This window comes from Pantoea sp. 1B4 (assembly GCF_016925765.1).
In the GTDB taxonomy this organism is placed as follows: Bacteria; Pseudomonadota; Gammaproteobacteria; order Enterobacterales; family Enterobacteriaceae; genus Pantoea; species Pantoea agglomerans.
In genome coordinates, this window is record NZ_JAEUWZ010000001.1 from 2,380,500 (window position 1) to 2,394,581 (window position 14,082).

13 protein-coding genes and 2 pseudogenes are annotated in these 14,082 nt (G+C 55.7%); all 15 read left to right on the forward strand.

Features of this window, described 5'->3' with window-relative positions:
- The first annotated feature begins 100 nt into the window (after positions 1-100).
- The 15 genes and pseudogenes from fliF to JNO11_RS11735 all read left to right on the forward strand — a co-directional run bounded on the left by fliF (position 101) and on the right by JNO11_RS11735 (position 13,983).
- Positions 101-1,840: a flagellar basal-body MS-ring/collar protein FliF gene (gene fliF, locus JNO11_RS11665; RefSeq protein WP_010247649.1), complete on the forward strand. Its 1,740-nt coding sequence runs from the start codon at positions 101-103 to the stop codon at positions 1,838-1,840.
- Positions 1,837-2,829 (forward strand): flagellar motor switch protein FliG, encoded by a 993-nt coding sequence (gene fliG, locus JNO11_RS11670; RefSeq protein WP_010670853.1) that lies wholly within the window; start codon positions 1,837-1,839, stop codon positions 2,827-2,829. The genes fliF and fliG overlap by 4 nt, the downstream gene beginning before the upstream one ends.
- Positions 2,822-3,517, forward strand: coding sequence for a flagellar assembly protein FliH (gene fliH / locus JNO11_RS11675; RefSeq protein WP_010247652.1), 696 nt, complete (start codon positions 2,822-2,824; stop codon positions 3,515-3,517). The genes fliG and fliH overlap by 8 nt, the downstream gene beginning before the upstream one ends.
- Complete coding sequence (gene fliI / locus JNO11_RS11680) at positions 3,517-4,878, forward strand: flagellar protein export ATPase FliI (RefSeq protein WP_010247655.1); 1,362 nt, start codon at positions 3,517-3,519, stop codon at positions 4,876-4,878. Before fliH ends, fliI begins: the two co-directional genes overlap by 1 nt.
- 28 nt (positions 4,879-4,906) lie before the next feature.
- Positions 4,907-5,350 carry a flagellar export protein FliJ gene (gene fliJ, locus JNO11_RS11685; protein WP_003854478.1) on the forward strand — a complete coding sequence of 148 codons (444 nt, stop codon included), beginning with the start codon at positions 4,907-4,909 and terminating at the stop codon, positions 5,348-5,350.
- Positions 5,347-6,615, forward strand: coding sequence for a flagellar hook-length control protein FliK (locus tag JNO11_RS11690; protein ID WP_325177316.1), 1,269 nt, complete (start codon positions 5,347-5,349; stop codon positions 6,613-6,615). The genes fliJ and JNO11_RS11690 overlap by 4 nt, the downstream gene beginning before the upstream one ends.
- Before the next feature lie 127 nt (positions 6,616-6,742).
- Positions 6,743-7,233 (forward strand): annotated as a pseudogene (gene fliL / locus JNO11_RS11695) (flagellar basal body-associated protein FliL).
- A gap of 4 nt (positions 7,234-7,237) precedes the next feature.
- The gene (fliM, locus tag JNO11_RS11700) at positions 7,238-8,245 is read left to right on the forward strand and encodes a flagellar motor switch protein FliM (RefSeq protein ID WP_003854473.1); all 1,008 of its coding nucleotides are present in this window, start codon (positions 7,238-7,240) and stop codon (positions 8,243-8,245) included.
- Entirely contained in the window at positions 8,238-8,645 is a 408-nt protein-coding gene (gene fliN, locus JNO11_RS11705) for a flagellar motor switch protein FliN (protein ID WP_010247669.1), read from the forward strand. The genes fliM and fliN overlap by 8 nt, the downstream gene beginning before the upstream one ends.
- An 11-nt stretch (positions 8,646-8,656) precedes the next feature.
- Complete coding sequence (gene fliO / locus JNO11_RS11710) at positions 8,657-9,055, forward strand: flagellar biosynthetic protein FliO (RefSeq protein WP_010247672.1); 399 nt, start codon at positions 8,657-8,659, stop codon at positions 9,053-9,055.
- On the forward strand, positions 9,055-9,786 hold the full coding sequence (fliP, locus tag JNO11_RS11715) for a flagellar type III secretion system pore protein FliP (protein ID WP_010247675.1): 732 nt from the start codon (positions 9,055-9,057) through the stop codon (positions 9,784-9,786). Before fliO ends, fliP begins: the two co-directional genes overlap by 1 nt.
- Positions 9,787-9,813: 27 nt before the next feature.
- Positions 9,814-10,083, forward strand: a complete 270-nt coding sequence (fliQ, locus tag JNO11_RS11720; RefSeq protein WP_003854466.1) for a flagellar biosynthesis protein FliQ — start codon at positions 9,814-9,816, stop codon at positions 10,081-10,083.
- A pseudogene (gene fliR / locus JNO11_RS11725) lies at positions 10,083-10,869 on the forward strand (flagellar biosynthetic protein FliR). Before fliQ ends, fliR begins: the two are co-directional and overlap by 1 nt.
- 630 nt (positions 10,870-11,499) lie before the next feature.
- On the forward strand, positions 11,500-12,135 hold the full coding sequence (rcsA, locus tag JNO11_RS11730; RefSeq protein WP_010247685.1) for a transcriptional regulator RcsA: 636 nt from the start codon (positions 11,500-11,502) through the stop codon (positions 12,133-12,135).
- A 141-nt stretch (positions 12,136-12,276) separates the two neighbouring features.
- Positions 12,277-13,983, forward strand: coding sequence for a methyl-accepting chemotaxis protein (locus JNO11_RS11735; protein WP_325177317.1), 1,707 nt, complete (start codon positions 12,277-12,279; stop codon positions 13,981-13,983).
- The last annotated feature ends 99 nt before the right edge of the window (positions 13,984-14,082 follow it).

A 14,082-nucleotide genomic window follows, 5' to 3' on the forward strand; every position in this document is an offset into this window, starting at 1 on the left:
TAATGCCTGGCATTGAAGTGGAAATTTTATCTACGCAGGTCAGGGAGTCTGTTTTGCCATCTCAACTTACCCGGTCAATTACGTCAGGCAGGAAACGGTCATGAATGCGAGTACAGCCGCCACAACAGAACAAGAAAAGAAAGGCTTCGGTGACCTGCTCGCTCGCCTGCGCGCAAATCCGCGTATTCCTTTAATCGTCGCTGCCGCCGCCGTTGTAGCGATAGTGATCGCGATGGTGCTCTGGGCAAAGCAGCCCAGCTATAGCGTCCTTTATAACAACCTTACAGATGAAGATGGCGGTGCCATCGTCACGCAGCTGACGCAGATGAACATCCCTTATCGCTTCGCCGAAAATGGCGGCGCGCTGATGGTGCCGGAAGCGAACGTGCATGAGCTGCGTCTGCGTCTGGCTCAGCAGGGTCTGCCGAAAGGCGGCTCGGTGGGTTTTGAGCTGCTGGATAAAGAGAAGTTCGGTATCAGCCAGTTCAGCGAGCAGGTTAACTACCAGCGCGCGCTGGAAGGCGAACTGGCTCGTACCATCGAATCACTCGGTCCGGTTAAAAGCGCCCGTGTTCATCTGGCGATGCCAAAACCAACCTTATTTGTGCGTGAGCAGAAAGCGCCATCCGCCTCTGTTACCTTAACCCTGCAGCCTGGCCGTGCGCTGGATGAAGGCCAGATTCAGGCCATCGCCCACATGGTCTCAAGCAGCGTCGCCGGTTTACCGCCGGGCAACGTCACCGTGGTCGATCAGACCGGTCGCCTGCTGACCCGCTCTGACTCCGCCGGTCGCGACCTGAATGATGCACAGCTCAAGTATGCCTCTGAAGTTGAAGCTCGCTACCAGCAACGTATCGAAGCGATCCTGAATCCGATTCTCGGTCAGGGCAATGTGCATGCGCAGGTTACCGCGCAGATTAACTTCGACACCGCCGAGCAGACCGACGAGAAATATCAGCCTAACGCTAACCCGTCGAACTCAGCGATTCGTTCGCGTCAGACCAGCACCAGCGACCAGTCAGGCAGCCCTTATCCGGGCGGCGTGCCGGGCGCGCTCTCTAACCAGCCTGCGCCAGCAAACACTGCGCCGGTGACGACGCCGAACAATAATGCCGCCAATGGCCAGAACGCCAATGGTCAGAATGCTAACGGTCAGAACAACGCGGCGAATAACGCTAACCAGACCACCAGCACCGCAGCGGCCAGTGCCGGACCGACCAACTCGCGTCGTGACGACACGGTGAACTACGAGCTGGATCGCACCATTCGTCATACCAAGGTCAACGTTGGTGACGTACAGCGCCTGTCGGTGGCGGTCGTGGTGAACTTCCGTGCAGATGATAAAGGCAAAGCGGTTGCGCTGAACGAACAGCAGCTGAAGCAGATTGAAGATCTGACCCGCGAAGCGATGGGCTACTCCCAGAACCGTGGCGACAGCATCAACGTGGTGAACTCGCAGTTCAACACCACTGAACCAGTGACCACCGATCTGCCCTTCTGGCAACAGCAGTCGTTCTTTGATCAGCTGATGAACGCCGGTAAGTGGCTGTTGATTGCCCTGGTCGCTTTCATCCTCTACCGCAAACTGGTTCGTCCGCACCTGGTTCGCAAGCAGGCCGCAGAGAAAGCCGCCGCGGAAGCCGTTGCCGCTCGTGCGACTGAGCAACCGGAAGAAGAAGCCTTTAATGTGCAGCTCAGCAAAGATGAGCTGGATCAGGAACGTAAGTCTAACAACCGCATGAGCGCAGAAGTGATGAGTCAACGCATCCGCGACATGTCAGAAAACGATCCGCGCGTTGTAGCGCTGGTAATTCGCGAATGGATGAGTAAAGAGCTATGAGTCTGACCGGAACCGAAAAAAGCGCCATCCTGATGATGACCATTGGCGAAGAGCGCGCCGCGGAAGTTTTCAAACACCTGAACCAGCGTGAGGTCCAGCACCTGAGCGGCGCGATGGCCAACATGCGTCAGGTGTCGCATAAACAGCTGACTGAAGTGTTGCGTGAGTTCGAAGCGGATGCTGAGCAGTTCGCGGCGCTGAGCCTGAACTCCAACGAATACCTGCGTTCGGTGCTGACCCGGGCACTGGGCGAAGAGCGCGCCTCCAGCCTGCTGGAGGACATTCTCGAAACGCGCGACACCACCAGCGGCATGGAAACGCTCAACTTTATGGAGCCGCAGGCTGCTGCCGACCTTATTCGCGACGAGCATCCACAGATCATCGCCACCATCCTGGTCCACCTCAAGCGTGCCCAGGCCGCCGATATTGTGGCGCTGTTCGACGAACGTCTGCGTCACGACGTGATGCTGCGTATCGCCACTTTCGGTGGTGTCCAGCCAGCCGCGCTGGCCGAACTGACAGAAGTACTGAACGGCCTGCTGGATGGCACCAACCTCAAGCGTGCGAAGATGGGCGGCGTGAGAACCGCAGCCGAGATCATCAACCTGATGAAAACGCAGCAGGAAGAGGCGGTTATCGAAGCCGTACGCGACTTCGATGGCGAACTGGCGCAGAAAATTATCGACGAGATGTTCCTGTTCGAAAACCTGGTGGCAGTGGACGACCGCAGCATCCAGCGTCTGTTGCAGGAAGTGGAGTCCGAGCAGTTGCTGGTTGCACTGAAAGGTGCCGAACAGCCACTGCGCGAGAAGTTCCTCAAAAACATGTCAGCCCGTGCGGCGGATATCCTGCGCGACGATCTGGCCAACCGTGGCCCGGTGCGTATGTCCGCAGTGGAAAACGAACAGAAAGCGATCCTGCTGGTGGTACGCCGCCTGGCCGAGTCAGGCGAGATGGTGATTGGTGGTGGCGAGGAAACTTATGTCTGATGCATTTTCTGCGCGCCCCTGGCAGCTGTGGCAGCCCACGGATTTAGGCCGTTTCGATGAGCCTGCTGAACCGGAGCTGCAGCCAGAAATTTACGAAGCTGAAGATGGCGTTGATGAGCAGCAACAGCAGCTCGAACGCCTGCAGCAGCAGATGCGCAAAGAGGCACAGGGCCAGGGTTACAACGAAGGCTATCAGCAGGGTGTGACCGAAGGCCAGAAAGCCGGCTACGACGCCGGTTTTCAGCAGGGTCTGGCCGATGCCCAGCAGCAGCAGGCGCCCCTTCAGGCGCGTATGCAGCAGCTGGTAACCGAGTTCCAGAACACGCTTGAATCGCTGGACAGCGTGATTGCGGCCCGTCTGATGCAACTGGCGCTGGAAGCGGCACGTTCGGTGATTGGTCAGGCGACCACGGTGGATGGCACCGCCCTGCTGCGCCAGATTCAGGGGTTACTGCAGCAGGAACCGATGTTCAGCGGCAAACCGCAACTGCGCGTTCACCCGGATGACTTACAACGCATTGAGCAGACCCTGGGGCCGACGCTGGATCTGCACGGCTGGCGGCTGATCGCTGACAGCACCCTGCATCCTGGCGGCTGCAAACTCAGCGCAGAAGATGGCGATCTGGATGCCAGCGTCGCGACGCGCTGGCAGGAACTCTGCCGTCTTGCCGCACCGGGAGAATTGTAATGACCACTCGTCTGAATCGCTGGCTCGGCTCGCTCGATGCCTTTGAGAAACGCATCGCCCAGGTGCAGCCGGTGCGCCGTTATGGCCGCCTGACCCGCGCCACCGGCCTGGTGCTGGAAGCAACCGGCTTACAGTTGCCGCTGGGTGCGACCTGCGTAATCGAACGCAACGATGGCAAAACCATCAGTGAAATCGAAAGCGAAGTGGTGGGATTCAACGGTCAGAAGTTGCTGATGATGCCACTGGAAGAAGTGGACGGCATTTTACCGGGTGCGCGGGTCTATGCGCGCCAGAACGGAGAGAACCCGCAGGCAGGCAAACAGATGATGCTGGGGCCGGAACTGCTGGGCCGCGTACTCGATGGCAGCGGGCGACCGCTGGACGGCCTGCCGTCTCCGGATACCGGCTATCGCGCGCCGCTGAACACTCCGCCGTTTAACCCGCTGCAGCGTACGCCGATCACCGACGTGCTGGATACCGGCGTGCGGGCGATCAACGCCCTGCTGACGGTCGGTCGCGGACAGCGTATGGGCCTGTTCGCCGGTTCGGGCGTGGGTAAAAGCGTGCTGCTTGGCATGATGGCGCGCTACACCAAAGCGGACGTTATCGTGGTCGGTCTGATTGGCGAACGTGGCCGCGAAGTCAAAGATTTTATCGAGAACATTCTCGGCGCTGAAGGCCGCGCCCGTTCGGTGGTGATCGCCGCCCCGGCCGACGTTTCGCCGCTGCTGCGTATGCAGGGTGCCGCTTACGCCACGCGTATCGCAGAAGATTTTCGCGACCGCGGCCAGCATGTGTTGCTGATTATGGATTCCCTGACCCGCTACGCCATGGCGCAGCGTGAGATCGCGCTGGCGATTGGTGAGCCGCCGGCCACCAAAGGCTATCCGCCTTCCGTATTCGCCAAACTGCCTGCGCTGGTTGAGCGTGCCGGAAACGGCATCGACGGCGGCGGCTCGATCACCGCTTTCTATACCGTCCTGACCGAAGGCGACGATCAGCAGGACCCGATCGCCGACTCCGCGCGTGCCATTCTCGACGGCCACATTGTGCTGTCGCGTCGGCTGGGCGAAGCGGGTCACTATCCGGCCATTGATATAGAAGCCTCGATCAGCCGAGCGATGACCTCGCTGATCGATGAGAACCACTATGCGCGGGTGCGCCAGTTTAAGCAGTTGCTCTCCAGTTTCCAGCGTAACCGCGATCTGGTCAGCGTCGGTGCTTATGCCGCGGGCAGTGATCCGATGCTTGATAAAGCGATCACGCTCTATCCGCAAATGGAAGCCTTCCTGCAACAGGGCATCTTTGAGCGCAGTGATTACGACGACGCCAGCCTGCATCTGCATGCGCTGTTTGGCTAGTCACACGAATTAACGCGAGGTAACGGCAATGAAAACTGCAAATGCCATCGATACGCTGCGCGACTTAGCGGAGCAGGATCTCGAACGCGCTGCCATCTATTTAGGCGATATGCGTCGCGGCCAGCACGCCGCGAACGAGCAGCTGACCATGCTGCTCGACTATCAGGACGAATATCGCAACAAGCTCAACGATGACATGTCGTCGGGCATTGCCAGCACCCGCTGGACCAACTATCACCAGTTTATTCAGACGCTGGAAAAAGCGATTGAGCAGCACCGCAACCAGCTTAATAACTGGAATCAGCGGCTGGAACAGGCGCTGATCAACTGGCGTGACAAACAGCAACGGCTGAACGCCTATCAGACGCTGATTACGCGCGCAGCGGAAAATGCATTACGACAGGAAAACCGTCTCGATCAGAAACGGATGGACGAATTTGCCCAACGGGCCGCATCGAGGAGAGGTGAATGATTACGCTGCCAAACATTGCTATGAAAGCGACGGTAAAAACCGACGCAGAACCCTCAGTCTCAACTGACCTTGCTGCGGGTGCCGATGCCCTGCCGCAGGACTTTCTGACCGCACTGGGAAACCAGTTACTCGGCCTGGCTAAACAGCAGGGAAAAGCGGCGCAATCCGCTGACGTCAAAGCAGAAATTGCCGATGACGCCCGCCCGAAAGCCCCGCTGAATGCCCTGATGGCAGCACTGGAAAATCCTGCTGCGCTGACCGCTCTGTTTAAGCCGGAAAATATTAAAGGTGGGTCAAAATCAGCCGATGATAAAGACAAGCCGGACGTTGCACCCTTAAGCGCCAGCGATATGCAGAATATGCAGGCGCTGTTCGCCATGTTACCGGGTGTAGCGGCTGTTACAGCCACCACGTCGACCCCGGTCAGCAGTGAAGCGGGCGAGATGATCGCCCAGACCGATACCGGCCGGAAAAGCCAGAGCTCGCTGATGCAACTGCTGGACAGCGCGCAGCAGAGCCACGCACCGGGCGAAGATGAAAAGTCTGACGCCAGAAGCGACGTACAGAGCAAACCTGCCGTCACCACTGCCGCCAGCCAGAGTAACAACACGGCGCAGAGTGCGACCAGTAGCGGCCTGACGCTCGACAGCAGTTTCCAGCAGGCGCTGAGCAACATGGTTAAGCAGGATGATCAGGCTGCGATTAAAGCCAGCGCCAGCGATAACGCGGTCAACGCTACGCCAATCGCCACCGCCAGCAGCCTGCCCGCGCCGGTGACCGCCTCCGCGACCACCAGCACACCGTCAACGCCGATGCTGAACTCACAGCTGGGCAGCGACGAGTGGCAGCAGGCGCTGAGTCAGCAGATTGTGATGTTCAGTCGCAACGGCCAGCAGAACGCGGAATTGCGTTTACATCCGGAAGACCTTGGCGCTATCCAGATCAGCCTGAAACTGGATAACGACCAGGCACAAATTAATCTGGTTTCCAGCCATAGCCACGTCAGAGCAGCACTGGAAGCCGCGATACCGCAGCTGCGCAGCGCGCTGGCAGAGAGCGGTATCAACCTGGGCGAGAGTCAGGTGAGCAGTGACAGTTCCGCGCAGGGTCAGCAATTCCAGCAGCAGCAGGAGGCGCGCCGCGATGGACAACATGGCCGCTTCTCCCTCACCCAGGACAGTGACACCGACATTACGCCGATCGCCGTTCCCGCCGCCCTTCAGGCTCGCGTTAGCGGCAACAGTGCCGTCGACACTTTCGCCTGACAGCGGCAAACGCTGAAGGTAAGCGTAAAACCCGCGTCTTTTCTACCCATTGGTTTGACTTAAGACGCGGATAATCTGTCTCGTGAGCCGAGAGGCTTGCCCATAATTCACAGGAAGTAACTGCACCATGTCTGATAACGCGAAAGCAAAAAAAGGCAGCAAACGTAAACTCTTAATACCAGTGTTGCTCATTTTGACGCTGGCCGCTTGCAGCGTGGCAGGCTATGCAGTCTGGCGAATGATGAATAAACATGAGGGCGATAAGCCTGAGGTGGCGAAAGTTGAACCGCCTCCCGCTCCGGTCTTTTTTTGCACTTGATACATTTACGGTTAACCTGGTCAATCCCGACAACGATCCCGACCGCGTGCTTTACGTAGGCTTTACCCTGCGTCTGGCCGATGAGGATACCCGGCGTCGGATGAACGACTATCTGCCTGAGGTGCGCAGCCGTTTGCTGCTGCTGCTCTCGCGTCAGAGCGCTACGGCGCTGGCGACAGAGCAAGGAAAGCAGGCGCTTGTTGAACAAGTCAAACAGGCGCTGACACCCCCCGCTGGTAAAAGGTCAACCTCCGCAGGCTGTAAACGATGTGCTGTTTACTGCCTTCATTTTGAGGTGAATCAATGGGCGATAGCATTCTCTCCCAGGCTGAAATTGACGCCCTTTTAAACGGCGACAGCGGCAGTGCGGAAGAAGAAAAGAAACAAAACGGACCGGAAGGCGATATTCGTCCTTACGATCCGAACACCCAGCGCCGTGTGGTTCGCGAGCGTTTGCAGGCGCTGGAGATTATTAATGAGCGTTTTGCCCGTAGTTTCCGTATGGCGCTGTTTAACCTGCTGCGCCGTAGCCCGGATATCAGCGTCGGGGCGATCAAGATTCAGCCGTACCACGAGTTTGCACGCAATCTGCCGGTGCCAACCAACCTGAACCTGATCCACCTGAAGCCGCTGCGCGGCACCGCGCTGGTAGTGTTCTCACCGAGCCTGGTGTTTATCGCTGTCGACAACCTGTTTGGTGGCGACGGACGTTTTCCGACTAAAGTCGAAGGCCGTGAGTTTACCCATACCGAGCAGCGCGTTATTCGCCGCATGCTGAAGCTGGCGCTGGATGGTTACAGCGACGCATGGAAGGCCATTTATCCACTGGACGTCGAGTATGTACGTTCAGAGATGCAGGTAAAGTTCACCAACATCACCACTTCACCGAACGACATCGTGGTTAACACGCCGTTCCAGGTGGAGATTGGTAACCTGGTGGGTGAGTTTAATATCTGTATCCCGTTTTCAATGATTGAACCGCTGCGCGAGCTGCTGGTGAATCCACCGCTCGAAAACTCACGTCAGGAAGATAACCACTGGCGCGACAACCTGGTCAAACAGGTGCAGCACTCTGAGCTGGAACTGATCGCTCACTTTGCCGAAACCTCACTGCGTCTGTCACGGATTTTGCAGTTGAAACCCGGTGATGTGCTGCCGATTGAGAAGCCGGAACGCATTATCGCCCATGTCGATAGCGTCCCGGTCTTAACCAGCCAATATGGCACGATGAATGGTCAGTACGCGCTCCGTGTCGAACACCTGATTAACCCGATTTTGAATTCGCTGAACGAGGAACAGCCCCATGACTGACAGTAATAAACCGTCTGACGATATCTCTGCGGACGATCTGTGGGCTGAAGCGATGAATGAGCAGGTCGGCAGCGGCAGTGCGCCGCAGACCGACGAAGTCTTTAAATCATTCGACAGCGGCAACGTCGCTGGATCGCTGCAGGATATCGATCTGATTATGGATATCCCGGTGAAACTCACCGTGGAACTGGGTCGCACCAAAATGACCATCAAAGAGCTGCTGCGTCTGGCGCAGGGTTCAGTGGTGGCACTGGATGGCCTGGCGGGTGAGCCGCTGGATATCCTGATCAACGGTTATCTGATTGCTCAGGGTGAAGTGGTGGTGGTGAACGACAAATATGGCGTGCGCATCACTGACATCATCACCCCATCTGAACGTATGCGTCGTCTGAGTCGCTAAAGAGTTACATTATGAATAGCCAGAATCAAACGCTGCAACCGGCTGCACCGCACGCTCAGGCGATCTCGACCGGCTCCATGCTGGCCCAGGTCAGCAGCGTGTTAGCCGTGATTATCTTATTGATTCTGGCCTGCGCCTGGCTGGCACGCCGTGTCGGCTTCGCGCCGAAAAAGGTCAGCGGCCAGGAGCTTAAACTCACAGCCAGCGTTTCAGTGGGCCAGCGCGAGCGGGTGGTGATTGTCGATACCGCCGATGCGCGTCTGGTGCTGGGCGTCACCGCACAGCAGATTACCCATCTGCATACTTTGCCGCCGGGTGAACCGGTCTCTGTGACGCCGGTTAACAGTGCGCCACAGGATTTTCGTCAGCTGTTACAGAACCTGGTTAAACGTCCCGGAAAACCACAATGATGCGTCGACTGCTTCCTTTATTGCCACTGTTGTTACTGGCACCGGTTGCCCATGCCCAGCTGCCGGGTCTGGTGAGTCACTCGCTGCCGAATGGCGGTCAGAGCTGGTCACTGCCGGTACAGACGCTGGTCTTTATCACTGCGCTGACCTTTATTCCGGCCGTGCTGCTGATGATGACCAGCTTCACCCGTATCATCATTGTGTTTGGTTTACTGCGTAACGCCCTGGGCACGCCCTCTGCGCCGCCTAACCAGGTGCTGCTCGGACTGTCGCTGTTTCTGACCTTCTTTATTATGGCGCCGACTTTCGACAAGATTTATCAGGATGCTTACCTGCCGTTCAGCCAGGACAAGATCAGCATGGAAGTGGCGATTGATAAAGGTGCCCAGCCGCTGCGCGAGTTTATGCTGCGTCAGACCCGTGAAGCGGATTTAGCCCTGTTTGCCCGTCTGGCGAATACCGCCCCGATTGCCGGTCCTGAAGCGGTGCCAATGCGTATTCTGCTGCCTGCCTATGTTACCAGCGAGCTGAAGACGGCTTTCCAGATAGGCTTTACCGTCTTTATTCCGTTCCTGATCATCGACCTGGTGGTTGCCAGCGTGCTGATGGCGCTGGGGATGATGATGGTCCCGCCAGCGTCCATCGCGCTGCCGTTTAAACTGATGCTGTTTGTTCTGGTCGATGGCTGGCAACTGCTGGTCGGTTCACTGGCGCAAAGCTTCTACTCCTGATCCCCCCTTTTCTTACCGGAGCAACACATGACACCCGAATCAGTAATGGTAATGGGACAGGAAGCGATGCGCGTCGCCCTGATGCTGGCCGCCCCGCTGCTGCTGGCCGCACTGGTCAGCGGTTTGCTGATCAGCCTGATCCAGGCCGCGACCCAGGTCAACGAACAGACCTTATCCTTTATTCCTAAGATTCTGGCGGTTGCCACTACCGGTATCATTGCCGGCCCGTGGATGCTGAATCTGCTGCTGGACTATATCCGCACCGTCTTTACCAACCTGCCTTACATCATCGGCTGATGATTACTCTCGACAGCAGCCAGCTGGTTCAGTGGGTCAGCCAGTTCTTCTGGCCTCTGGTGCGCATCATGGCGCTATTCGCCACCGCACCGATCCTCAATGAACGATCCGTCAGCAAACGTGTCAAAATCGGTCTGGCGGTAATGATCACCTGGCTGCTGATGCCGCTGTTACCTGCGGTCAATGTCACCCTGTTTTCCCCTGAAGGCTTCCTGCTACTGATTCAGCAGATGCTGATTGGTATTGCACTCGGCTTCACCATGCAGTTCGCTTTTGCTGCCGTGCGCCTTGCCGGGGAAGTGATTGGTTTACAGATGGGCATCTCGTTCGCCACCTTTTTTTGATCCTGGCAGCCGTCTTAATATGCCGGTTCTGGCCCGTTTTCTCGACATGCTGGCGATGTTACTGTTCCTGACCTTTAACGGACACCTGTGGCTGATCTCGCTGCTGGCGGACAGTTTTCATACGCTGCCGATTGGCGGTCAGCCGCTAAATGCCAATGCGTTTATGGCGCTGGTGAAATCTGGCGGATTAATTTTCCTTAATGGCATGATGTTAGCGCTGCCCTTAATCGTTTTGTTACTCATGGTAAATCTGGTACTGGGTTTGTTAAACCGTGTTTCACCACAGTTATCAATCTTCGCAATTGGCTTCCCGATTACCTTATCAGTCGGAATTTTAACCATCAGCTTGCTGATGCCTCTGCTAGCCCCGTTCTGTGAGCATTTGTTCGGTGAAGTATTTGATTTACTCGCCGTGTTCCTGACAGAACTATCCCGTCCCTGAACATTAAGTTTCTAACTATCTTTGCATAACGATACTTAAGTATCGCAAAACCATCCGTGCATTTTCCGAACCATGTTTTCCAGAATGCAACTAAGGAAATTCTGATAAACGTGCGGAGAGTCTGAAAATAATTCTTATTAAACCGGGCTTCGCGTATTTTAGTGGGGTGGTTCACAGGAGCGGTCAGACTGTGAATGTGCAGGCAAAATCGACAAGACACTGAATTTACAAGAAAAAAATCTTTAAGTGATTTTTCTTGTTAAAAAAATGTTTTTTCCGGCATTGTCAACGCACGCTGAGACATCACACTTTCGTAAAACAAATGTTTTTGAGAATTGTCCTATCAGAAAACTCCGCGTTTTCAAGGATAGTGACCTGGCTCCCAAAAAAATGAGTCTTACTTAACCTCCGACATTTCACTGGCATTCCCCGCCATGGCCGGAGAATGTGTGACGTCATGGCAGCACAAATTTTTTGCAGAACGGGTCAGGGATGAAGACTTTTACGGGCGTTTGCCTGTTGCCAAACTGCACGAGCAGAATAAAAAAAGTACCTAAGAAATCTCTCTCGTACCGCAACGCGTATTCATCGTTGATTTAAACGGATAACAAATTGGTGAGGGTCGCTATTATGCCAACTATTATTATGGATTCCTGCAACTACACACGCCTGGGATTATCAGACTACATGTCTTTAAAAGGAGTTAAGAAGAAGAATATCTCTTCTGTCTCCGATATTGAGCAACTACAGCAAAAATGTGAGCAATTAAACCCTGGTGTCGTCTTTATTAATGAAGATTGCTTCATTCATGAATCCGATTCCAGTGAACGTATCCGCAGCATTATTACGCAGCATCCTGATACGCTGTTCTTTATATTCATGGCGATTAGCAATATCCATTTTGAGGAATATCTCTACGTTCGTAAGAACCTGATTATTACATCAAAATCGATGAAGACATCGACCCTGGACTCCTTACTCAGCACCTATTTGCAGAAGAAGCTTAACCAGTCTGCGCGTATCTCTTCGGGCATGGATGTACATCCATTAACGCTGAGCCAGACTGAGTCAAACATGCTGAAGATGTGGATGTCAGGTCATGATACCATCCAGATCTCAGATAAAATGCAAATTAAGGCCAAAACGGTATCGTCACACAAAGGTAATATTAAACGCAAAATCAAAACCCATAATAAGCAGGTTATTTATCATGTGGTGCGTTTAACGGATAATGTGACTTCAGGTATTTACGTTAATATCCGCTGATCATAACATCTGAAGAACCGGCCTCTCTGGCCGGTTTTTTTTTGCCCGGAATTGCGATCCAGATCTCACTCTTACCGCTAAGCCTTTACGCTCTTTTGCCGATGTTATGCCTTATAACAACAGCCTCAAGAGAGCAAGGATATGAACACTGCACGAGATAATAATGGACAAAAAAGCGCAGGCATCTGGCAGAATCTCCGCCTGGTGCCGCTGTTTAGCCTGATCTTCGGCGGCATTTTGCTGCTGTTCGCACTCTGTATTGGTGTCGCCAGTTACTTTCTGATTTCCGGCAATCACTCCCTCGATGATGCTACGGACGAAATTCAGGTTCGTATGGGCCTCTCTAACAGTTCAAACCACCTGCGTACTGCGCGCCTGACCATTATTCAGGCCGGTGCCGCCGCGCGTATTGGTGAAATGGACGAGTTTCGCGCCAATATTGCCGCCGCCGAAAAACGGATCCAGCAGGCAAAAGATGGCTTCGCGATTTATCAGGCACGTGAAGTTAAGACGCCCGCGGATATGGAACTGGATGCCACGCTGCAGGCTCGCTTCAACGATTACATTACCAAAGGCCTGATACCGATGATTGAATCCGGTAAACAGGGCAGCTTTGAGGGCATCATCGCTCAGGAGACCGATGTCACCCGCAAGCTGGATGACGACTATAACGCGGTGTTGCTGAAGGCGATCAAGATCCGAACTGATCGCGCCAATGCCATTACCGCCCAGGCCGATCAACAGTCGCGCATCGGCTTTATCTCCATGGCCGTGGCATTCAGTGCCGCCCTGGTGCTGGTGCTGTTGACCTTTGTCTTCCTGCGCCGCGTGGTGATTAATCCGCTGCGTCAGTCGGTGCTGCGTATTGAACGCATTGCGCAGGGTGATCTGACCTCCGCTCCCCTGCCCCATGGCCGCAGCGAGATTGGTACGCTCATCCATAACCTGCAACTGATGCAGCAGGCGCTGGTAACCACCGTTGGTACGGTGCGTGAAGGCGCTGTCGCGATTTATCAGGGCTCCAGCGAAATTTCAGCCGGCAACACCGATCTCTCTTCACGCACCGAGCAGCAGGCTGCGGCACTGGAGCAGACCGCAGCCAGCATGGAACAGCTTACCGCTACGGTGAAGCAGAACGCCGAGAATGCGCATCACGCCAGCCAGCTGGCCGCGGATGCCTCGGGCAAAGCGCGCAGCGGTGGCGAGCTGGTGAGCAGCGTCGTGAAAACCATGACCAATATTTCCGGCAGCTCGAAAAAAATCGCTGAGATCACCAACGTCATTAACAGTATTGCGTTTCAGACCAACATCCTGGCGCTGAATGCGGCGGTAGAAGCGGCGCGTGCCGGTGAGCAGGGTCGTGGCTTTGCGGTGGTGGCCAGCGAAGTGCGTAATCTGGCCCAGCGCAGTGCGCAGGCGGCGAAAGAGATTGAATCGCTGATTGCTGAGTCCGTCACGCTGATCAATGACGGTTCGCATCAGGTTGGCGCAGCCGGTAGCACCATGGGTGAGATTGTCGAAGCCGTACGACGCGTTACCGATATTATGTCGGAGATCGCGGCGGCGTCAGACGAGCAGAGCCGTGGTATTCAGCAGGTGAGCCAGGCGGTCACCGAAATGGATAACGTCACCCAGCAGAACGCCTCGCTGGTGGAAGAAGCCTCCGCCGCAGCGGCCTCGCTGGAAGATCAGGCGGGTAAACTGACGCAGGCGGTCGCGGCATTCCGCCTGCAGGACGCCCCTGCAACCGCAGTTGTGGCTGCACGCGTCTCTTCACCGGTAAAAACACCGGCTCTGGCACCCCGTCCGGCGCTGGCAGGCGGCAGCGATAACTGGGAAACCTTCTGAGGTCATACCGGTTAACCGTCAGCGGCTGATGTCAGCCGCGTAATCTCCGACAGCAAAAAGCCGCCTTTCCGGCAAACGGAAAGGCGGCTTTTTTTATTG